Genomic DNA, 21,622 nt, shown 5'->3' with positions numbered 1-21,622 from the left:
GCTAGTGTCTTTCGGGTGACTACCGAACCCATTGAAAACACTGCCGCCAACGACAAAGTTCCAGCGCGCCCGCACACCGCCATCGACGCCGTCGCCGATGCCTTCACGGACACCCTGATCCGGCTTAACCCGAGCTTCGCCACCGAACTCGGGCTCCCCGGGCACGAGACCGAATACCAGGACTTCTCCCCCGCCGGGCACGAGGAGTTCGCGGTTGCCGCACGCGAGGCCCTGGCGGCCCTGGACGGTCTGGAACCGGCCGACGACGTCGACGCCGTCACCCTCGATGCCATGCGCGAGCGCCTGGGCCTGCAGCTGGAACTCCACGAATCCGGCTGGGACCTGGCAGAGCTGAACAACATCGCCTCCCCGGCGCAGGAGATCCGCGCGATTTTCGACCTCATGCCGATGGACACCGCGGCGCAGTGGTACCACATCGCGGGCCGTGCGCACAACGTTCCCGCCGCGCTGGACGGTTACATCGTGTCGCTGCGCACCGCCCTGGAGGCCGGCAAAGTTGCCGCCGCGCGCCAGGTGAAGATCGTGGTCGAACAGACCACCAAGCACGCCGCGGAGGATGGTTTCTTCGCGAAGCTCGCCGCCAACGCCAAAACCGCGGACGGCCCGCTGCCGGAGGACGTGCAGTCCAGGCTCGACGCCGGCGCTGCCTCCGCACGCGTGGCCTACTCCCGGCTGGCCGGCTTCCTGGAGTCCGAACTGCTGCCCGTCGCCCCGGAGAAGGACGCCGTGGGCCGCGAGCGCTACTCGCTGGCCTCCCGCGCGTTCCTCGGCGCCGCGGTGGACCTGGAGGAAACGTACGCCTGGGGTGTACAGGAACTCGACCGCCTGATCGCCGAACAGGAGCGGGTGGCCGAGGAAATCCGCCCCGGCGCCACGATCGAGGAAGCCAAGGAGATCCTAAACAACGACCCCGCCCGGCAGCTTAAGGGCACCGACGCCCTCCGGGTATGGATGCAGGAGCTCTCCGACCGGGCCGTGGCCGACCTCGCGGGTGTGCACTTCGACATCCCGGACGTGATGAAGACCCTGGAATGCAAGATTGCCCCGACCGACGAGGGCGGCATCTACTACACCGGCCCCTCGGACGACTTCAGCCGGCCGGGCCGCATGTGGTGGTCCGTCCCGCCGGGCGAGGACACCTTCACCACCTGGGCCGAGACCACCACGGTTTATCACGAAGGTGTCCCGGGCCATCACCTGCAGGTAGCGACCGCCACCTACCGCCGCGAGTTGCTGAACAAGTGGCGCCGGAATGTCTGCTGGACCTCCGGGCACGGCGAAGGCTGGGCACTCTACGCCGAGAAGCTGATGCAGGAGCTGGGCTACCTCAAGGATCCGGGCGACCACATGGGCATGCTGGACATGCAGCGGATGCGGGCCGCCCGCGTGGTGTTCGACATCGGTGTCCACCTTGAGCTGGAGGTGCCCGAGCGTTGGGGGTCGGGCACCTGGACTCCGGACAAGGGGTACGGGTTCCTCCAGCAGAACCTCGCTATCAGCGAGGGCCAGCTGAGTTTCGAGTTCACCCGCTACCTCGGCTGGCCGGGCCAGGCGCCGTCGTACAAGGTGGGCCAGCGGCTCTGGGAGCAGATCCGCGCCGAGCTCGAATCCCGCCCCGGCTTCGAGCTGAAGGCCTTCCACACCAAGGCGCTCAATATCGGCTCCGTCGGCCTCGACACCCTCAAGCGCGCGTTGCTGGGGTAAGGCGGGCCCCGAGGGAGACAATTGCCACACCGAGGGCTGGAATAACTTCACAATCGGGCTATTTTTCCGCGGATTCCCGGTGGTCCAACGCCCGGGGCCGAAATGGTGCCGCGTCTTATTTCTCAACATGCGTTCGCCGTGATAGGCCCCCCGGACCTAGCGTGATCCGGTGAGCACTCAGACAAGCACCCCCGCACCCGCCGGAAAGACCGGCTTCCAGCTGCCCAAATGGGCCGGCTCGTTCGGCTTCCAGATCATCGCCGCCCTGATCGTGGGCCTGGGACTGGGCCTGCTGGCCAAGTACACGGGCAGCACCAAGGCGAGCCCCAACGCCCTCGGCGCCACCCTGCAGACCATCGGCTCGAGCTACGTCTCGCTGCTGCAGACCGCAGTGGTGCCCCTCATCTTCACCGCCGTCGTCAGCTCCATCTCCAACCTGCGCGCCGTCTCCAACGCCGCCCGGCTGGCCTGGAACACGCTGCTCTGGTTCGCCATCACGGCACTGATCTCCGTACTGATCGGCATCGGACTGGGCGTGTTCCTGCAGCCCGGCGCCAACACCGGCATCACCCAGGAAGCCAAGTACGCCGGCAAGTCCGGTGACTGGTGGGCGTTCCTTACCGGCCTGTTCCCGAAGAACTTCCTGGGCCTCGGCGCCAGCACCACCGTCACCGAAGGCGTCGCCACCACCGCGGTGAGCTTCAACGTCCTGCAGATCCTGGTGATCGCGATCGCCGTCGGCATGGCAGCACTCAAGGTGGGCAAGGCGGCCGAGCCGTTCCTTAACCTCAACGCCTCCGCCCTCGCCGTGATCCAGAAGGTCCTCTGGTGGATCATCCGGATCGCCCCGATCGGCACCGTCGGCCTGATCGGCAACGCTGTGGCGATCTACGGCTGGGACACCATCGGCTCCCTGGGCAAGTTCACCTTCGCCATCTATGTGGGCCTGGCCCTCGTGCTGTTCGTCGTCTACCCCGTCCTGGTCCGCGCCCACGGCCTGTCCATCAAGCAGTACTTCTCCGGCGTCTGGCCGGCCGTGCAGCTGGCCTTTGTCTCCCGCTCCTCGGTGGGCACCCTGCCGTTGACCCAGCGCGTGACCGAGCGCAGCCTGGGTGTCCCCCGCGCCTACGCCTCCTTTGCCGTCCCGCTGGGCGCCACCACCAAGATGGATGGCTGCGCCGCGATCTACCCCGCCATCTCGGCAATCTTTGTGGCCCAGTTCTTCGGCATCCAGCTGGACTTCACACAGTACCTGCTGATCGCCCTCGTCTCCGTGCTCGGCTCCGCCGCGACCGCCGGCACCACCGGCGCCGTCGTGATGCTGACCCTGACGCTCTCCACGCTGGGACTGCCGCTGGCCGGCGTCGGGCTGCTGCTGGCGATCGACCCGATCCTGGACATGGGCCGCACCGCGGTCAACGTGGCCGGGCAGGCCCTGATCCCCACGATCGTGGCCAAGCGCCAGGGCATCCTCGACGAGTCGCTGTACAACGCACCGCGCACCGGTGACCCGTTCGTGGACGACGCCGACACCGCCGCCGTCGACCCATCCGCTGCCGCTGCCCCCGCGGCGTCCCCAGACGGCCGCGAGCTGGCCGACGCCAGAGCGTAACGCCAGAAACCAAAGCAGAAGTCCCCGGGAGGCTCCCGGGGACTTCTGTGGTTTTTACCGCGTCAGGCGGCGGGGCCTACCGTCCGCCTCCGCCGATCACACCCTTTTCGACGGCTTTGGCGACGGCCTCTGCCTCGGCCTGGGTCAGGGTTCCGTCAGCGACCGCCGTGTCGAGTTTGGTCTTCAGCGCCGCAGCGCGGTCAGCCTGGGCCGCGGTCCGCAGCTCCTCCAAGGCCGCGGTGACCTTGGATTCCTCAATCCCCAACGACTCCGCCAGCGACTTCGCCAGTGCCGCGTCCCTGGTGGCGTGGTCCGGCTTGGTGCCCTCAGCCGGCGGGGTGGTCGGCTTGTTCGCTTCGCGGAAGGCCTGCAGGGCCTCGGTCACCTTGGCCTCGTCGACGCCGAGCTTGGCAGCCAGCTCGGCAGCCTGGGCGGTGCCGCGCTCTCCGCCACGGCCGTGGCCATGGCCGCCGCGCATGCCCTGACCATCGGTGGTTCCGGGCGTTGCCTCTGCCGAAGCGCTGGAGCTGGGGGTGGGGGTCGGAGTAGTGGCAGCTGAGGCCATCCCGGTCACTCCAAGTCCGGCGCCCAGGGCCAGAGCCCCGGCCGAGATGGCGAGCGTCATTCTCTTCGTACGTGACATATGCTGTCTCCTGGTCTGCAGCCTGGTGACCGCTGCGATTAGTGGTTGTCTCTTCCAAGACGTAGTTCAAGTCTCGGCCGGACCGTTCTGCGGGAGCTGTTCGGAACCTTTCATCTTCCTGTGAAGGCTGGGCGGCGGCCACCGGGCAGGGATGTGGGGCGGCTTGTCTGCTTCTCTACCGGACCGGCCGCCGGTAAAAGTTGCCCGGAGTGCAAACATGCACGTAGTGTAATTGTGTGCCCACATCCCCCGCTTCCGGCGCGGCCGCGCCCCCGGCGTCCCACCCGCCAGCCGACGGACCGTCGCGCCGCGAACTGAACAAAGCCGCCACGCGCCAGGCCATCACCGACGCCGCCCTGGCGCTGCTCCGGTCCAACGGCCCCGGCAATTTCACCGTCGAGGACATCGCCGACGCCGCCGGCATCTCCCGCCGCACCTTCTTTAATTACTTCAGCAGCACCGAAGCGGCCATTGCTGCCGTCACCTTCGGCTTCCTGGACAAAGCACTCAAGCAGTTCCGGCGGCGCCCGGTCGGGGAACCGTTCCTGGAATCGGCCCGGGCAGCCCTTGTGGAACTCGCAGACCCGATGACGGTGGCGCCGCTGGCCGAGCTGTACAGCCTCGGCCAGGCCAATCCGCAGCTCAGCCGGTCCGAGCTGGAAGCCTGGGACCACTGCACCGCCCAGATCATCACCGCGGCCCGCGAGCGCCGCGCCAACGGCGTCGAACTCGACGAACTGTACCTCCGTGCCCTGGCCGGGTCAGTCATCTCCTGCGGCAAAGCCGCCATGGACGTCTGGTTCCTGCGGTGCGGCGGGTCCCTCACACCGGAATCCCTGTCCACCCTCCGGCAGCTGCTGATTGATTCCATGGGCCTGCTGGGCTCCGGGTTCGCCCGCCCCGACGCCGCCCCCTCAACCGCCCAGGCCACCACCCCGGCCGACGACTCCACGCCCACCTCCACCGCCACCCCTTCCCCAGATCGGCACTGACATGGCCCAATTGCTCTACCGCCTCGGCAAGTTCTCCTACCGCCACCGCTGGCTCGTCATCTCCCTGTGGCTCGCAGTCATGGTGGCCGTCGGTGGAGCGGCAGCCGCCTTCCACGGCACCCTGTCCAATAACTTCCAGATCCCCGGCACCGAAACCCAGCAAATGGCGGACAAGCTCAAGACCGAGCTTCCCTCGTCCTCCGGCGGCTCCGCCAGCGTGGTGTTCGAAGCCAACGACGCCCAGTTCAGCCAGGCGGGCAAGGACGCCGTCAGCGCAGCGCTGACCAAGCTCGAAACCCTCCCGGACGTCCAGGGCACGGTAGACCCGTTCGCCACCCAGGCACAGCTGGACCAGGCCGCCACCGACCTCGCCGCCGGCAAGGAGCAGTCCGCGGCCGGCAAGGCCCAGCTGGAGGCATCCGCTGCCGAACTCGCCGCCGGAAAAGCCCAGCTGGACGCTGCCGAACAGCAGATGGCGGCCGCCGGTATGCCGGCCGCTGCGATCCAGGCACGGCTCGGCCAGCAGAAGGCAGCCCTCGCCGAAGGTCAGGCGAAGCTCGACGCCGGCACTAAGGAACTGCAATCCGGCGAGGCGAAGCTGGCCCTCGGCGCCCGCCAACTGGAAGCCTCGCAGGGCCTCCGCTTCGTCTCCGAGGACGGCAAGGCCGCGATCGCCCAGGTCCAGTTCAAGACCTCCATCAACGGCCTCAACCCCGAGGTCCGCCAGGAAGTCCAGGACATCGTCAAGGAGGTGTCCGCCGCCAACGTCACCGCGCTGCCCAGCAAGGAAATCAGCGAGGACATCTCCGAGCTCTTTGGCACCGCCGAGATTATCGGCATCGCGGTTGCCGCCCTGGTCCTGATCATCATGCTCGGGACCCTGATCGCCGCCGGACTTCCGCTGCTGATGGCCGTCGTTGGCGTCGCCGTTGGTGTGGGCGGCACGTTCGCCCTCAGTGGCGCCGTGGACATGAGCTCCATCTCCCCGATGCTGGCGCTGATGCTCGGCCTCGCCGTCGGGATCGACTACTCGCTGTTCATCGTCAACCGGCACCGCGGCCAGCTGCTCTCCGGCATGGACCCCGAGGAGTCCGTGGCGCTGGCCACCGGCACCTCCGGCAACGCTGTGCTCTTCGCCGGGCTGACCGTCATCATCGCCCTCGCCGCCCTCGTGGTCCCGGGCCTTCCGTTCCTGGCCGTAATGGGCCTCTCGGCTGCCGCCACGGTGGCCGTCGCCGTCGTCGTGGCCCTGACCCTCACGCCGGCCGTGCTCTCCCTGATAGGCCGGAAACTGATTTCCAAGCGGGCCTGGGCCAAGGCAGAGCAGCACAACGCCGCCCCCGGCCACGAAACCGAGGACAGAGCCAAGGACGAATACCGCAGCATCCACGGCTGGGGCGGCATCGTCACCAAGCACCCGTGGCTGGCACTGCTGGCCGGAGTGGTCCTGCTCGGTGTCGTGGCCCTGCCCGCCAGCCAGCTGCGGCTCGCACTGCCGGACGCCAGCTCCGAGCCGGTCGCCTCGCAGGCCTTCAGGGCCTACGACGTCACCAAGCGGAGCTTCGGTGAGGGAATGACCGGTCCGATCATCGTGGTGGGCGACCTCCCCGAGGGACTCAGCGAAGCCGAGGCGCAGGCTACGCAGTTCGACGTCGCGGACATCCTGCGCGAGACCGAGAATGTCACCGCCGCCGTGCCGCTGGCCCTGAGCGAAGACCGCCGCACCGCGGTGTTCCAGGTCATCCCGAACGAAGGCCCGGCCAGCGCCAGCACCGTCCAGGTGGTCTCGGAACTCCGCGCCGAAAAGGCCCAGATCAAGGACACCACCGGCGTCAGCATCGGACTCACCGGACAGACCGCGGGCAACGTCGATGTGTCCACCAAACTCGGTGACGCACTGCCGCCGTATCTGGCGATCGTGGTCGGCCTCTCGCTGATCCTGCTGCTGCTGGTCTTCCGGTCCATCTGGGTTCCACTCCTGGCCACCGGCGGGTTCCTGCTCTCACTCGCCGCCGCCTTCGGTGCCGTCGTCGCCGTCTACCAGTGGGGCTGGCTCGGAGCCATCTTCGGCGTCGAGAACCCGGGCGCCGTGCTGAGCTTCCTGCCGATCATCCTGATCGGTGTGCTGTTCGGCCTGGCCATGGACTACCAGGTATTCATCGCCTCCGGCATGCGCGAGTCGTACATGCACGGCGAATCGGCCAAGCACGCGGTCCGCTCGGGCTTCAGCCACGCAGCTGCCGTGGTGACGGCAGCCGCGATCATTATGGTCAGCGTGTTCTCGGGCTTCATTTTCTCCCACTTGAACATGGTCCGGCCGCTCGGTTTCGCCATGGCCTTCGGTGTGCTGATTGACGCCTTCGTGGTCCGGATGACGATCGTCCCGGCCGTGATGTACCTGCTCGGCGAAAAGGCCTGGTGGCTGCCGCGCTGGCTGGACCGCATCCTGCCCGACGTAGACGTTGAAGGCGCCAAACTGCGCAAACACGAGGCTGCCGTCCCCGGTCCCGTGGCGGAAGCCGCCGAGGCCGCCGTGCGGTAGCCGTCACCGGCTGCCCGTAAAGGTTCGACAAGCCGCCCGCTGATCATTTTGATCGGCGGGCGGCTTTGTTGTGGCGCAGGTTCGGCGAGAACGGCGGCCGACGACGACGGCACCGCCGCGGACTAGTCGGAGGCCGACGGCTGGACCGTCCAGGCAGACCAGCGGCGCTCCACCGTTGTTTGTTCAGGCTGCGGGTGTTTGTTCAGGCAGCACGTTGCCTTTGCCTTCGGGCGCGGTGGAGGTCCTTGGCTCTTTGGCGGCGGTGGCGGCGTTGGCTCGGGCTCTTTGCCACGGCAATGTCCAGGTCCAAGTCCAGGTCCAAGTCCAGGTCCAGGTCCAGGGCCGGTTCCGCGTGGCGGGCAGGGGTTCCCGGCAGTGGCGGGGCGGTGGATTGGTAGCTGTGGCCGGTGGGGGTGGTGACGTCGAGGGTGTGTCGGGGGCCGGGGCGTGGCCGGGAACTCCAGCCGGGGGTTTCTTTGGTGTGGTTGCAGGCTTCGCAGAGCCCGGCGCCGTTGCCGTGGGTGGTGGTGCCGTTGTGGTGCCAGGGGACGATGTGGTCGTAGTGGCGGATCGGGGCGTCGCAGTAGGGCGTGCGGCAGGTGTCGTCGCGGGCGGAGAGGAAGCGGCGGAGTCCGGGCGGGAAGAACCGGGCCCGAGAATCCAGCGCGGTCAGCTCGCCGGTGCCCGGGGCGGTGTAGAGCCGGCGCAGCCAGATATTCATGACCTGGTCCCCGGTGCTGTCGCCGGTCTGGCCGCCCGTTTCCGCCGCACCCGCGACCGCTCCCGCACCCGGGACGGCTCCCGCACCCGTTGCCGCATTGCCCGTTCCCGTGCCCGTTTCCGTGCCGGGGTTTGTGAGTAGTGCGCGGGCCCAGCCGGCGGGGACGATGCCGTAGCCGGGAAGGCGGGCCGGTTCGCTGTGGCCCTGGAGGAGGGTGCGGTCGGTCATGACGAGCTGGATCTCGATCCCGCTGATCCCGCCGGGGGTTCCGGTGGTGCGTTCGACCAGGGCGTCGGCCATGAGCTGGCCCCGGGTCCCGGGGTCCCCGGCGGCCCGGAGGGTGCCGGCGTGCCGGGTCAGGGCGGCGTAGACGGCGACACCGGCGGCGACGGGGAGCAGGGCAGTGAGGTAGCACATGGTGTCCGGGGCCGGGCGGAGGCTGACGTGCCGTTCGGTCGCGGCGTGGGAGGCGCGCTGGGTCACGGTGCGCGGGTCCCGGCGGTACGCGGCGGCCCGGGCCGCGGCAATGATTCCCCGGTCCCCGGCGCCGTCGAACGTCCCCGTATCGGGCGCGAGCTCTTCGTCGACCGCGGCCCGTTCCTCCGCGGACAGGCACGCGGTTTCCCGCACGAGGAGGGTGGCGCGCCATTCGTTGAGCTGCCCGGCCTCCAGGGCCGCGAGGGTGTGGGGCATCTCGGTGACGAGGGCTTTGGCCAGGCCCAGGAGCCGGCCGCCACGGGCCGGTGATTCCCGCCGGGCCAGGGCGATCTGCGCACCGACCCCGGCACCCAGCTCCGCCACCGGCACCCCGGCGTCGGCCTGTTCGCGGCGCTGGATCACATCGAAGGCCACGGACAGGCGGGCCTGGCGGGCAGCCAGGGCAGACTTTCGGTCTTCCAGGGCCCGGATTTCAGCAATCAAACGCGCACCATCCAGCTCAGGCACGTCCCCGGACGGCCGGACAGCGGCCAGCGACCGGGCCACATCCATGACCGTCACGTCTCCTGGCTGAGCCACTTCGGGCCCCTGATTGCCGTCCATGGAAACACACTTTCGGGCACCTCGGACAATAAGACGCCGGCTGATCCGCACAAGGCATTTCCACGATTTGCCCGCCCGATTGCCACCGCTGGGACGCCCGCTACAGCAACGCGGGGTCACCTAGCGCCCATAATCCGCCGTCGGATGGGCCGGAAATGACCCCGCGTTGGCGAAGGCGGAGCTCTTGGGCAAAGTAACCTCCTCAAGCGCGCGGCCGCACATCGCTATCACGCTGCGGAGTTCGTCTTTCGGTCCTTGGTTCCCGTCCATGTACCAACGCTCCCATCGACCTCTGACAAAAAGGGCACGGCAACGACGGGCCCCAGGAACTAGGCTGGAGCGGTGACCCGCCTTATTCTTGCCTCCCAGTCCCCCGCCCGCACCAAGCTGCTCACCGACGCCGGCATCCGGCACGAAATTCTCGTTTCGGACGTCGACGAGGACGCCGTCCAGGCCCGCTACGGCGTCACCGACCCGCACGACACCGCCCTGCTGCTCGCCCGGGCCAAGGCCGAGGCCGTCGCCTCCCTGCCCGAGGCCGACGGCGCCCTGGTGATCGGCTGCGACTCGGTCTTCGAGTTCGACGGCGAGGCGCACGGCAAGCCGTACACGGCCGAGGTCGCCAGGGAACGGATGCTCCGGATGAGCGGCAGCAAGGGCGTGCTGCACACCGGCCACTGGCTCGTCGACTGCCGCGACACCGAGGACTCCGATGAATCCGGGACAGCCGGCTCCGGCGCAACCCTCGGGCACGTCACCTCGGCCGAGGTCCACTTCATGGAGATGAGCGCTGAAGAAATCAACGCCTACATCGCCACCGGTGAGCCGCTGCAGTGCGCCGGCTCGTTCACGATCGACGGCTACGGCGGGGCCTTCATCCGCAAGGTCGACGGCGACCCGCACGCCGTCGTCGGGCTGTCCATTTCCACCCTCCGCGGGCTGCTGGGCCAGGCGCAGGTGGGCATCACGGAACTGTGGACCACCGGCGCCGCGGATCCCGCACTGCTCCGGGCCGAGTGAGCCAATTCGCAGGCCTTTGTAGCAACCCTACAAAGGTGGGGCGCTTTACCCGCGGAATCCGCAAGTAATATCGGCGGAACCCACAAAACCGCGCTAGGCTCCCTGAAGGAAAGAAGGAGACGCCTTGTCAGCAAATTCGGAGCAGTCCGCAAATCCCGTGCAGCGATCGGCCCAAGAAGGCACCGCAGCAGTCACCCATCCGCTGAGCAAGGTGCTGATCGCCAACCGTGGCGAAATCGCCGTGCGCATCATCCGTGCCGCACGCGACGAAGGCATCTCCTCCGTGGCGGTCTACGCGGATCCGGACCGCGACGCCCTGCACGTCAAGCTCGCTGACGAGGCCTACGCCCTGGGCGGCAACACCGCCGCCGAGTCCTACCTCGTGATGGACAAACTGATTGAGGTGGCCCACCGCTCCGGTGCCGATGCCATCCACCCCGGCTACGGCTTCCTGGCCGAGAACGCCGAGTTCGCCGCCAAGGTGATCGACGCCGGTATCACTTGGATCGGGCCCTCCCCCGCCGCGATCTCCGCCCTGGGCGACAAGGTCCAGGCCCGCCACATCGCCGAAAAGGTCGGCGCCCCGCAGGTTCCCGGCACCGCCGACCCGGTCGAGTCCGCGGAGGAAATCCTCGAGTTCGTGGACAAGTTCGGCCTGCCGGTCGCCATCAAGGCAGCCTTCGGCGGCGGCGGACGCGGCATCAAGGTAGCCCGCACCCGCGAGGAAATCCCCGAACTGTTCGAATCGGCCGTCCGGGAAGCCGTCGCCGCCTTCGGACGCGGCGAGTGCTTTATCGAGCGCTTCCTGGACGCCCCGCGCCACGTCGAGACCCAGTGCCTCGCCGACGCGTACGGCAACGTTGTGGTCGTCTCCACCCGCGACTGCTCGCTGCAGCGCCGCAACCAGAAGCTCGTCGAAGAAGCACCGGCCCCGTTCCTCACCGAGGAGCAGAACCGCCGACTCTACGAATCCTCCAAGGCCATCCTCAAGGAGGCCGGCTACCTCGGCGCCGGTACCTGCGAGTTCCTCGTGGGCCAGGACGGCACCATCTCCTTCCTGGAGGTCAACACCCGGCTCCAGGTGGAGCACTGCGTCTCCGAGGAAGTCACCGGAATCGACCTGGTCCGCGAGCAGTTCCGGCTGGCCCGCGGCGAGGAACTCGGCTACGGGGACCCGGAAGTCCGCGGCCACTCGATCGAATTCCGCATCACCGGCGAGGACCCGGGCCGGAACTTCATGCCCGCGCCGGGCACCATCACCCTGTTGAAGAACCCGACCGGCCCCGGCGTCCGGATCGATTCCGGCGTGGAGCAGGGCGACGTCATCAGCGGCAACTTCGACTCGATGCTCTCCAAGCTGATCGTCACCGGTGCCACCCGCCCGCAGGCCCTGCAGCGCGCCCGCCGCGCCCTCGAGGAGATGGTGGTGGAGGGCATCCCCACCGTCATTCCGTTCGACCTCGCCGTCGTCACCAACCCCGACTTCGCCCCCGCCGATGGCCCGTTCAAGGTCCACACCCGCTGGATCGAGACGGCCTTCGTCAACGACATTCCCGCCTGGACGCCGACCGGCACCGAGGCTGAAACGCCCGACGCAGGCGAACGCCAGCGCGTCGTCGTCGAGGTCGGCGGCAAGCGCCTTGAAGTCGTCCTCCCGGCGTCTCTCGGCACCGGAGGCGGCGCGGGCGCCGTCAAGCCGGCCAAGGCCAAGAAGCGGGCCCGCGGCGGCGCCGCCGCGACGGCAGCCAGCGGCAACGCCCTGACCTCCCCCATGCAGGGAACCATCGTGAAGGTGGCGGTGGGCGAGGGTGACCTCGTTGCCGAAGGCGACCTTGTGGTGGTGCTCGAGGCGATGAAGATGGAACAGCCCCTCACCGCGCACCGCGCCGGAATCGTGATCGGACTGTCCGCCTCGGCCGGCGAGACCGTCTCCGCCGGCGCCATCATCGCGCTGATCGAGGACAACGCCGCCGAGTAACAGCACGAAGGGTGGGACACAGGCGCGCCTCTGGCGCCCCCGTGTCCCGCCCGTGCAGACTTGGTCTGTGAAACCATTTCTGCTCCTCGCCTCCCGGGCCGAGGACGCCGCCGCCGAGGACGAATACGAAGCCTACCTGCGCTACGGCGGGCTAGAACCCTCGCAGCTGCGGCGGATCCGGATGGAAGCCGCTCCGCTGCCCCAACTGGACCTCTCCGAGTACTCCGGGGTGATTGTGGGCGGCAGCCCGTTCACGTCCAGCGACCCCGCCGAGCAGAAAAGCGACGTCCAGCACCGGGTGGAGCACGAGCTCGCGGCCTTGCTGGACCGGATCGTACCTGCGGACTTCCCCTTTTTCGGTGCCTGCTACGGGGTCGGCACCCTGGGCCGGCACCAGGGCGCCGTGATCGACCGGACCTACGGCGAAGGGCTGGGCGGTGTGACCATCAAGCTGACCGAAGAAGGGCTGGTGGATCCCCTGCTGCGGGGGCTACCGGAGAGCTTCACGGCCTTCACCGGCCACAAGGAGGCCTGCACGCTGCTCCCCCCGCACGCGGTGCTGCTGGCCAGTTCTGCTGCCTGCCCGGTGCATATGTTCCGGATCAAGTCCAACCTGTACGCCACGCAGTTCCACCCCGAGCTCGATGCGCAAGGGTTGGTCACCAGGATCGATATTTACCGCCATGCCGGTTACTTCCCGCCGGAATCCGCCGAAAGGCTGATGGAGGATGCCCGGCGGTTCACGGCCACGGAATCGATGAAGATCCTGCGGAACTTCGTGGAACTTTACGCGCGCTAATCCCGGGCCGTTGCCAGGTGTTCCGACGCTCCTGCCCGGTTCCTTTCCCCGCACCCTCCCGCAGACATGGAAATGCCCGGTGTGTTCAGTGAACACACCGGGCATTTTTCGTCGGTAACCGGGCTGGAGCGTCAGCCCCAGCCCGGGAACGGGCGTCAGGCGACGTTGTTGGTGTACTCCAGGTCGCGGGTTTCCTTGCTGACGAACAGTGCGATCAGCGTCAGCACCGCCATGGAGGCGAGGTAGACGCCGACCAGCACGGGGCTGCCCTTGCCGATTTCCCAGAGCCAGACCGCGATGAACGGGGCCACGGCCGCACCGAGGATGCTGGAGAAGTTGTAGCTGATGGCGGAGCCGGTGTACCGGACGTTCGTCGGGAACAGCTCCGGCAGCAGCGCACCCATGGGCCCGAAGGTCAGCCCCATCAGGGAGAAACCGATGATCAGCAGGGCCATCGTGCCGACGAAACCGGCGCTGAACAGCGGAACGAAGAGCAGTCCGAAGGCGAAGATGCCGAGGGTCACGGCGATCAGCATCTTGCGGCGGCCGTACTTTTCCGCCAGCGGGCCGGAGACCAGGGTGAAGATGCCGAAGAACACGACGCCGGCAATCAGCATCCAGAGGAAGTCGTTGCGGGTGTAGCCCAGGCCGGGGACGAACGCGGCGGCCGCGGCCTCGGTCATCGGCTTGCCGGCCTTCTCCGCTGCGGCCTTCGCGGCGTCCAGGCTGGAGGCCCGGGTGCCGTAGGTCAGCGTGAAGGTGGTCATCAGGTAGAACAGCACGTAGGTGGCGAGCATGATGAACGTGCCCAGGATCAGGTTGCGCCAGCTGGACTTGAAGACGCGGGCCAGCGGCAGCTTGGCGACCTCATTGGACTCCAGGACCTTGGTGAAGGCCGGGGTCTCGATCAGCTTGAGCCGGACGTAGAGGCCGATGATGACCATCACGGCACTGAGCAGGAACGGCACACGCCAGCCCCATTCCATGAAGGCCGTCGGCGACAGGGCGTAGCTGAAGACCAGGAAGATCACGTTGGCGATGATGAAGCCGATCGGCGCACCCAGCTGCGGGAACGTGCCGTAGATGGCGCGCTTGTTCGCCGGGGCGTTCTCGGTGGCCAGCAGGGCGGCACCGCTCCATTCCCCGCCGAGGGCAAGGCCCTGGGCGAAGCGCATGACGACCAGCAGCGCCGGCGCCCAGAACTCCCAGCCCGGGACGAGCGCCGTCGGGAGGCAGCCGATGAGGAAGGTGGCAATACCCATGGTCAGCAGCGACGCCACCAGGGTGCCCTTGCGGCCGAACTTGTCACCGAAGTGGCCAAAGATGATGGACCCGAGCGGACGGGCGATGAACGCGACGCCAAACACGGCGAACGAGCTCAGCAGCTGGGTGGTCTCGTTCTGGCCGGGGAAGAACAGCCGGGGGAAAACGAGCACTGCGGCGGTGGCGTACACGTAGAAGTCGTAGAACTCAACGGTGGTGCCGACCAGGCTGGCGACGATGACTCGGCCGCGCGAGTTCACCGGCTGGGCGGACCCCTGCTCTGCGGAAGTGGCGGTGGATGACATGTAATAGCGCTTTCATGAAGACCGGACCGGGGCTGAAGAAAAACCGTCCGGATGGGGATAAGTAGGATTACATATTAGTTCCCGAAGTCCACTCGTTGGACAAGCGGTCCACTATTTGGACGTTTGATTTCGTCTCACGTGGTGGTCATCACACTACGCCCCGCTGGGGCCCTCACCCCGCCACCAACGCGCCGATAGGCAAACGTCACAGCACGTTAACAAACGGCGAGGGTCCCGGAAACGCGGATTACCTACTTTTGAGGGACAACATCCCCCAAGGAGGTCCCCGTGACTGCTGAACGCACTGCAGATGCCCCAACCGGCATTTCCCCCGGCATTTCCCCCACTCCCAACGCCGGCACCACCCTCGGCGGTCCCGCCCTTGAGTACCGTCCCGGCCGCTGGATTGCCAACTGGGATGCCGAGAACAAGGAACAGTGGGAGTCCCAGGGACGCACCATTGCCCGCCGCAACCTGAACTGGTCCATCTTCGCCGAGTTCCTCGGCTTCGTCGTCTGGCAGCTCTGGTCGATCGTGGTGGTCCAGCTGCCCGCGGCCGGCTTCACCTTCACCACCTCGGAAATCTTCTGGCTGATCTCCATGCCCAGCCTGGTCGGCGCCACCCTCCGGATCCCGTACACCTTTATGGTCCCCCGCTTCGGCGGCCGCAACTGGACCATCGTCTCGGCCCTGCTGCTGCTGATCCCCTCGATCGGCCTGGCCCTGTGCGTCTCCAACCCGGAGACCCCGTTCGGCACCATGCTGTTCGTGGCCGCGCTGGCCGGCTTCGGCGGCGGCAACTTCGCCAGCTCGATGGCCAACATCACCTTCTTCTACCCGGCCCGCGAGAAGGGCTGGGCGCTGGGGCTGAACGCCGCCGGCGGAAACCTCGGCGCCGCCGTCGCACAGCTTGCCGTCCCGATTGCCATCACCCTGCTGGCCGCCGGCACCGTGAACCTGCCCATGGCCGGCTGGATGTGGGTCCCCTTCATCCTGATCGCCGCGTTCGGCGCCTGGAAGTACATGGACAACCTCACCAGTGCCAAGGGCGACGTCGCGGGCTCGCTCGCCGCGCTCAAGGAACCACACCTGTGGATCATGGCGCTGCTGTACATCGGCACCTTCGGCTCGTTCATCGGCTTCGCCGGGGTGTTCCCCAAGCTCATCAAGGACTACTTCCCGGCGTTCTCCTCCATCGGAGTCGGCACCGTGGCCCTGTCCCTCGCCTTCCTGGGCCCGCTGGTCGGCTCGCTGGCCCGCCCCTACGGCGGACGCATGGCGGACCGCATGGGCGGCGCCCGGATGACCGTCGCAGCCTTCGCCGCGATGGCCGTCATCACCCTGACCATGGTCTGGACCCTGCCGCTGAAGAACTTCTGGCTCTTCCTGGGCCTGTTCCTGCTGCTCTTCACCGCCAGCGGCTTCGGAAACGGTGCGACCTACCGGATGATCCCGATCATCTTCGCCACCTCCAGCCGGGCAGCAAAGTCCGGCGCCAGCACGGTCACCACCCAGCGCCTCGCCTCCTCGGCCCTCGGCCTGATCTCGGCCATCGGCGCCTACGGCGGCTTCGTCATCCCGCAGGTCCTCAATGCCTCCAACAGCGCCAGCGGCTCCTACACCCCCGCGTTCTACGGCTTCGTCGGGGCCTATGTCCTGATGCTGGCCGTGTGCTGGTTCTGCTACATCCGCAACGCCAACCGAAACGCGATGGGACACGTCTAACATGACCAACGGCGCCGACACGCACTGCCCCTACTGCGCTCTGCAGTGCGCCATGACGCTCACCACCCCAGCGGCTCTGACCCCGGCTCCCCAGCCGGGGTCAGACCCCGTGCCGGAGCAGCCCGCCGCCGCACTCCTGGACGTCGCCGGGCGGGATTTCCCCACCAACCGCGGCGGGCTGTGCCGCAAGGGCTGGACCTCGGCGTCGCTGCTGAACCACCCCGGCCGCGTCACCGAACCGCTGCTCAGGGGCGCCGACGGTGTCCACCGCCCGATCGGCTGGGACGAAGCGCTGGAGCGCATCACCGCCGCGGTGAAGTCCACCCGCGCCCGCCACGGGGCGGACGCCGTCGGAGTCTTCGGCGGCGGCGGGCTCACCAACGAGAAGGCCTACCAGCTGGGCAAGTTCGCCCGGCTGGCCCTGGGCACGTCGCGGATCGACTACAACGGCCGGTTCTGCATGTCCTCCGCCGCCGCGGCCGGGATGCGCGCCTTCGGCCTGGACCGCGGCCTGCCCTTTCCGCTGGAGGACCTCGATTCCGCCAGCAGCATCCTGATGCTCGGCTCCAACGTCGCCGAGACGATGCCGCCGTTTGTGCAGCACCTGCAGGGCGCCCGCGACGCCGGCGGCCTGATCGTGGTGGACCCCCGCCGCTCCGCCACTGCGGCATTTACCTCCGACGGCGGCGGCCTGCACCTGCAGCCGCTGCCCGGCACCGACCTCGCCCTGCTGCTGGGCCTTTCCCACGTCGTGATCCATGAGGGCCTGGCCGACGCCGGCTACATCGCGGCCCGCACCACCGGCTACGAGGCCCTGGTCCGCAGCGTCGCCGCCTACTGGCCTGAGCGCGTGCAGTCCCTCACGGGCGTCCCGGCCGGACTGATCCGGGACACCGCGCGCCGGCTTGCCGACGGCTCCCGCCGGGGCGGCAGCTACATCCTCACCGGCCGCGGCGTGGAACAGCACGTCGACGGCACGGATACCGCCACCGCCGCCATCAACCTCGCCCTGCTGCTGGGCCTGCCCGGCTCCGCGCGCAGCGGCTACGGCACGCTCACCGGCCAGGGCAACGGCCAGGGCGGCCGCGAACACGGCCAGAAAGCGGACCAGCTCCCCGGCTACCGCAAGATCACTGACCCCGCCGCCCGCGCCCACATGGCCGCCGTGTGGGGCGTGCCGGAATCGCTCATTCCCGGCCCCGGCCTGCCCGCCGTGCAGCTGCTGAAGTCCCTGGGACAGCCCGACGGCGTCCGGTGCCTCTTCGTGCACGGCGCCAACGTGGCGGTTTCCGCGCCGGACGCCAACGCCGTGATCGCCGGGCTGCGGAGCCTGGACTTCCTGGTGGTCTGCGATTTCTTCCTCTCCGAGACCGCCGCAGAGGCGGACCTGATCCTTCCGGTCACCCAGTGGGCGGAGGAGGAAGGCACCCTGACCAACCTTGAGGGCCGGGTGCTCCGCCGCCGCCGGGCCCTCGCTCCCCCGCCCGGGGTCCGCAGCGAGCTGTGGATCATGACCCGGCTGGCCGAGGCCCTGGATGCCCCGTCAATGTTCAGCGAGGATCCGGAGACCGTTTTCGAGGAACTCCGGCTCGCGTCCTCCGGCGGCCTGGCCGACTACTCCGGGATCGACTACGCCATGCTGGACCGCGGGGAGGCCGCGTACTGGCCCTACCCCGCCGGCAGCACGGGCACCCCCCGGCTGTTCCTGGACGCCTTCGCCCACACGGACGGGCGGGCGGTGTTCACCCCGGTGACGCCCCGCCGTCGTGCATCTTCTGCTTCCGCCGACGCCGCAGCCGCGGACCGGGCCGGCGTGCCGATGACCCTGATCACCGGGCGGCTGATGGAGCATTACCAGTCCGGTGCGCAGACCCGGCGGGTGGCCGCGCTGGCCGCGGCCCAGCCGGAAGCGCGGCTGCAGATCCATCCGGCGGCCGCCGCCGCGCAGGGCATCGCCGACGGCGACGTCGTCTCGATTTCCAACGGGCGCGGCGAGGTGTCCTGCCGCGCGGAGCTGAGCACGGACATCCGGCCCGAGACGGTGTTCCTGCCGTTCCACTTCCCGGAGCTGGAGAGCGCCAACCGGCTCACGGAGGCGGCCACGGATCCGATCTCCGGGATGCCCGAGTTCAAGTTCAGCCACGTCCGGGTCCGGGCCGCCGCCGCAAATCTCCGCGCCAATGAACTGCAGAAGGAAGGTGCGTCATGACTGAGCGCATTGTTGTTGTGGGCTTCGGCCCGGTGGCCGCGCGGCTGGTCGACGAGCTGATGCCGGCGGTCCGCAGCGGACTCGCGCACCTGACGGTGGTCGGCGAGGAGGCAGAAGCCGCGTACAACCGCGTACTCGTGGCGGATCTCGGGGTCGGCCGGACCACGGCGTCGGCCCTGGCCCTCTCCGACGCCGCCGCGCTGGTTGCCGACGGCGTCGACGTCCGGCTGGGCGTCCGGGTCCGCCGCGTGGACCGCGCCCGGCAGCAGCTGATCCTCAGCGACGGCACCTCCCCCGGTTACGACCGGCTGGTCTTTGCCACCGGTTCCCGCCCGGTGATCCCCAACCTCACCGGACTCAACCCTGACCCCGCCGCGCCGGTGCTGCCTGCCGGCGTCACTGCGCTCCGGGACCTGCGCGACGCTTCCGTGCTGCAGGCGGCGGTGGCCGGCGGCAAGCGCGTGGTGGTGCTGGGCGGCGGCGTGCTGGGCCTGGAGACGGCCCTCGCCGCGGCCGAGGAGGGCGCCACTGTGACGGTGGTGCACAACGGCCCGCATCCGCTGGGCCGCAACATCGACCGCGGCGGCGGCGCCGTGCTCGCGGCTTCCCTGCGGAACTGCGGCGTGCGGGTGGCCGGCAACGCGCGGTCCACCGGAGTGGAGCACAACGCGCCCGACGGCGGCTTCTCGGCGCTGCTGCTCGATGACGGGTCCGCGATCGACGGCGACCTGCTGGTGCTCTCCTGCGGCGTGCGGCCTCGGACCGAGCTGGCGGAGGGCTGCGGGCTCTCCACCGGTGCCGGGATCCTGGTGGACCACAAGTTGCGGGCCCACCATGAGCCGCACATCTTCGCGATCGGCGACTGCGCCGAGGTCCGCTGCCCCGAGCCTGACTGCACTGAGTGCCGGACGGCGCGCGGTCCGTCCGGGCTGGTGGGCCCGGGCTGGCGGCAGGCCGAATGGCTCGCCGAGTACCTGACCCTGCTGGCCTCTGGAACTCCGGACGCTGAGTTGCTGCCGGCGCTTCCGGCGGAGCTGCCGGGCGTGGTAGTGCTCAAGGCGCGTGGCATGAACATGGCAGTGGCCGGGGATGTGTCCGCAGAACCGTGGGACGAGGAGGCTCTGACTGCCGGGGCCGTGAATGGCCGGGCCAGGCTGCAGATCGCCCAGTGGGCCGATCCCGAGCACGGCCGCTACGTGAAGATGACCACCCGCGCCGGGGTCCTCGAAGGCCTGGTGTCCGTGGGCATGCCCCGCACCGCGGCCGAGTTGGTGCAGCTCTTCGAGCGCGGCGCCGAGCTTCCCGCGGACCGGTCCCTGCTGCTGCGCCTCGACGGGCCGGACCATGCGGCCGACGCCGGCGCCGCCGACCCCGAGCGCACCGTGTGCCGGTGCGCGGGGGTCAGCGGAACCAGGATCGCCGCTGCGGTGACCGACGGCTGCGGGACGGTGGCCGAGGTCTCAGGCGCCACCCGCGCCGGGACAGGCTGCGGCGGCTGCCATGACGACATCAAGGGGATCATCGAAAAGCACTTTCAGGGGGCCGTGGCGTAGCGGTCCTGAATCCGGATAGACCGGCAATTTCCGGCTCTTATCCGAATTTTTCCATAACCTGGCTCAACAGGGCCGCCAGTGCCGGGCCGGAGATCGCCAGAAGTACCCCAATCAGAACGACCGAAACCAGCGTGATGGTCAACCACATCTTCGCGTCTCCGCGCTCTGCGTGGTCGTCACCAGAGAGATTCTTCTGTGATCGTAACGGCCGCGTGGCGGACGGCCTTGGCAACTTACTGAACGCCAAAGCCAGAAGCGACATTATGATTCTGCTGCTCTTCACGTTGTCCTCTTCTCCCATACCTCTTAGCACCTCAGGGCCCATGGGCAGCCCGTGCCTCGCATTCTCGTCCAGCGTGCTTTGGTTTTCCTTGGGTCCATGGCCCAGGAGGTACGGCACCAGGAATGCCTTCAAGGCGGTTAGCGCGGACATAGCTGAGGCACAGCGGAGGAAACAACTCGCACTGCTGAGATCAGTCAGAGGGATGGTTCGGCAGGCGCTCGGGATGCCGGGGGTCCTTGCCGCGTTCCCTCCAGTATTCGTCCCGTTGCCACAACGAAAACCGAGTGGCCCATAGGGTCAGAATGATGGTTCCAGTAGCGAGGATGGCCACTTTGATCCACACCCACGGTTCGGTATCTATCGGCAGAAGGGTCAGGATCACCATGACCGGCGTGAAGACCATCATGTAGCGAGTGAGATGGCTGAATCTCCGCTGCACTTCTTCGGACACAGGTGTTGAGGATTGACCCCAGACACGTAGGGCTCCTGGTGACATATATGAACTGCACCATTAACAGCACCAATCCGGTAGGCCCCTAGCGCGGAGGCACTCTCCAGCCCGTTCTCGCTGCGGTTCACGCCCCAAAATTGCCTACTTACCGGGCAGCGCGGATATGTGAGCAATCAATACTTTTCCAGCCGCGAAGCGGGCCTCTCTCCCCTTGGCCGGCCCGCCCCTGTCGGCGTGTACTGAACCGAGAACCGGCACATCCGCAGGAGGCACCCCGTGAACGTCCCCATCATTCTGGCCCTCGGCGCGATCGTAGTGGTCGCCGTCGTGCTGGGTATTGTCCTCGCACGGGAAAAGGATCCGCAGCGGCGTGCGCCGGCCCTGACCGCTCCCCTGTTGCTCGCCCTCGCGTCCGCCTTCATCGCGGCGTGTGTGGCTCGCCTTCGACCCTGCCGCCCTGCGTGAATTCATCAGCGAGAACGGACCGGTGATAGCGGTCAGCGTCGTCGCCCTCTCCTTCCCGGCCGCCGTGCTCGGCCTGAAACGTACCGCGCTGGCCGGCTGGCTGCTCGTGGCCCTGGGCGTATTGCCGCTGCTGATTGCGATCATCGGACGGTCGGGCCCGATCGCATCGCTCACGGCGGCAAGCGTTGTTCCGCTGATCTGCGGGATCGTCTATCTCGTGTCCGTCAGGATGGCGAGTGGCAGTCCGGCGTCGGGAAATGCACGGGCAGCCGCGGCCTGAAGACGCCCATAAACC

At 68.3% G+C, this 21,622-nt stretch carries 17 protein-coding genes; 12 read left to right on the top strand and 5 right to left on the bottom strand.

From position 1 onward, the window contains the following. Positions 1–15: 15 nt before the first annotated feature. Together AC50YC_RS14205 and AC50YC_RS14200 are read left to right on the top strand one after the other, a co-directional pair. The gene (locus AC50YC_RS14205; RefSeq protein WP_494954137.1) at positions 16–1,725 is read left to right on the top strand and encodes a DUF885 domain-containing protein; all 1,710 of its coding nucleotides are present in this window, start codon (positions 16–18) and stop codon (positions 1,723–1,725) included. A 169-nt stretch (positions 1,726–1,894) separates the two neighbouring features. Beyond that, a complete protein-coding gene (locus AC50YC_RS14200) occupies positions 1,895–3,337 on the top strand; it encodes a dicarboxylate/amino acid:cation symporter (RefSeq protein ID WP_354173185.1) in 1,443 nt (480 codons plus the stop codon). 76 nt (positions 3,338–3,413) lie between these two features. Here the strand turns inward: AC50YC_RS14200 and AC50YC_RS14195 are convergent, their stop codons facing one another. Next, complete coding sequence (locus tag AC50YC_RS14195; RefSeq protein WP_494954136.1) at positions 3,414–3,980, bottom strand: hypothetical protein; 567 nt, start codon at positions 3,978–3,980, stop codon at positions 3,414–3,416. A gap of 236 nt (positions 3,981–4,216) precedes the next feature. Here AC50YC_RS14195 and AC50YC_RS14190 point away from each other — a divergent pair, with 236 nt between their 5' ends. Both AC50YC_RS14190 and AC50YC_RS14185 read left to right on the top strand, forming a co-directional pair. Next, entirely contained in the window at positions 4,217–4,972 is a 756-nt protein-coding gene (locus AC50YC_RS14190; protein ID WP_494954135.1) for a TetR/AcrR family transcriptional regulator, read from the top strand. 1 nt (position 4,973) lies between these two features. Continuing rightward, a complete protein-coding gene (locus AC50YC_RS14185; protein ID WP_494954134.1) occupies positions 4,974–7,514 on the top strand; it encodes an MMPL family transporter in 2,541 nt (846 codons plus the stop codon). A 202-nt stretch (positions 7,515–7,716) separates the two neighbouring features. On the opposite strand, the gene AC50YC_RS14180 is transcribed toward AC50YC_RS14185, so the two are convergent. Further along, on the bottom strand, positions 7,717–9,276 hold the full coding sequence (locus tag AC50YC_RS14180; protein WP_494954133.1) for an HNH endonuclease: 1,560 nt from the start codon (positions 9,274–9,276) through the stop codon (positions 7,717–7,719). Between the two features lie 342 nt (positions 9,277–9,618). Between AC50YC_RS14180 and AC50YC_RS14175 the strand changes: the two genes are divergently transcribed. From AC50YC_RS14175 to AC50YC_RS14165, 3 genes are all read left to right on the top strand, one after another. Further along, positions 9,619–10,296 (top strand): Maf family protein, encoded by a 678-nt coding sequence (locus AC50YC_RS14175; protein ID WP_494954132.1) that lies wholly within the window; start codon positions 9,619–9,621, stop codon positions 10,294–10,296. Positions 10,297–10,453: 157 nt separating this feature from the next. Beyond that, entirely contained in the window at positions 10,454–12,274 is a 1,821-nt protein-coding gene (locus tag AC50YC_RS14170) for an acetyl/propionyl/methylcrotonyl-CoA carboxylase subunit alpha (RefSeq protein ID WP_494954157.1), read from the top strand. A 67-nt stretch (positions 12,275–12,341) separates the two neighbouring features. Further along, a complete protein-coding gene (locus tag AC50YC_RS14165) occupies positions 12,342–13,073 on the top strand; it encodes a glutamine amidotransferase (RefSeq protein ID WP_494954131.1) in 732 nt (243 codons plus the stop codon). A 155-nt stretch (positions 13,074–13,228) separates the two neighbouring features. Here AC50YC_RS14165 and AC50YC_RS14160 read toward each other — a convergent pair whose 3' ends face one another. Next, a complete protein-coding gene (locus tag AC50YC_RS14160; protein ID WP_494954130.1) occupies positions 13,229–14,641 on the bottom strand; it encodes an MFS transporter in 1,413 nt (470 codons plus the stop codon). A gap of 288 nt (positions 14,642–14,929) precedes the next feature. On the opposite strand from AC50YC_RS14160, the gene AC50YC_RS14155 reads away from it, so the two are divergent. The 3 genes from AC50YC_RS14155 to AC50YC_RS14145 are packed head-to-tail and all read left to right on the top strand — an operon-like array spanning position 14,930 to position 20,128. Beyond that, the gene (locus tag AC50YC_RS14155) at positions 14,930–16,366 is read left to right on the top strand and encodes an MFS transporter (RefSeq protein WP_494954129.1); all 1,437 of its coding nucleotides are present in this window, start codon (positions 14,930–14,932) and stop codon (positions 16,364–16,366) included. Between the two features lies 1 nt (position 16,367). Beyond that, positions 16,368–18,575, top strand: coding sequence for a molybdopterin oxidoreductase family protein (locus AC50YC_RS14150; RefSeq protein ID WP_494954128.1), 2,208 nt, complete (start codon positions 16,368–16,370; stop codon positions 18,573–18,575). Then, on the top strand, positions 18,572–20,128 hold the full coding sequence (locus AC50YC_RS14145) for an FAD-dependent oxidoreductase (RefSeq protein WP_494954127.1): 1,557 nt from the start codon (positions 18,572–18,574) through the stop codon (positions 20,126–20,128). The genes AC50YC_RS14150 and AC50YC_RS14145 overlap by 4 nt, the downstream gene beginning before the upstream one ends. A gap of 37 nt (positions 20,129–20,165) precedes the next feature. On the opposite strand, the gene AC50YC_RS14140 is transcribed toward AC50YC_RS14145, so the two are convergent. Next, positions 20,166–20,429, bottom strand: coding sequence for a hypothetical protein (locus AC50YC_RS14140; protein WP_494954126.1), 264 nt, complete (start codon positions 20,427–20,429; stop codon positions 20,166–20,168). A gap of 172 nt (positions 20,430–20,601) precedes the next feature. Then, entirely contained in the window at positions 20,602–20,862 is a 261-nt protein-coding gene (locus AC50YC_RS14135) for a hypothetical protein (protein WP_494954125.1), read from the bottom strand. 276 nt (positions 20,863–21,138) lie between these two features. On the opposite strand from AC50YC_RS14135, the gene AC50YC_RS14130 reads away from it, so the two are divergent. Beyond that, a complete protein-coding gene (locus AC50YC_RS14130) occupies positions 21,139–21,327 on the top strand; it encodes a hypothetical protein (protein WP_494954124.1) in 189 nt (62 codons plus the stop codon). Further along, positions 21,293–21,607, top strand: coding sequence for a hypothetical protein (locus tag AC50YC_RS14125; protein WP_494954123.1), 315 nt, complete (start codon positions 21,293–21,295; stop codon positions 21,605–21,607). The genes AC50YC_RS14130 and AC50YC_RS14125 overlap by 35 nt, the downstream gene beginning before the upstream one ends. Positions 21,608–21,622 lie beyond the last annotated feature (15 nt).

This window comes from Pseudarthrobacter sp. MDT1-56 (assembly GCF_059383555.1).
This window is presented reverse-complemented; position numbering and strand designations above follow the sequence as displayed.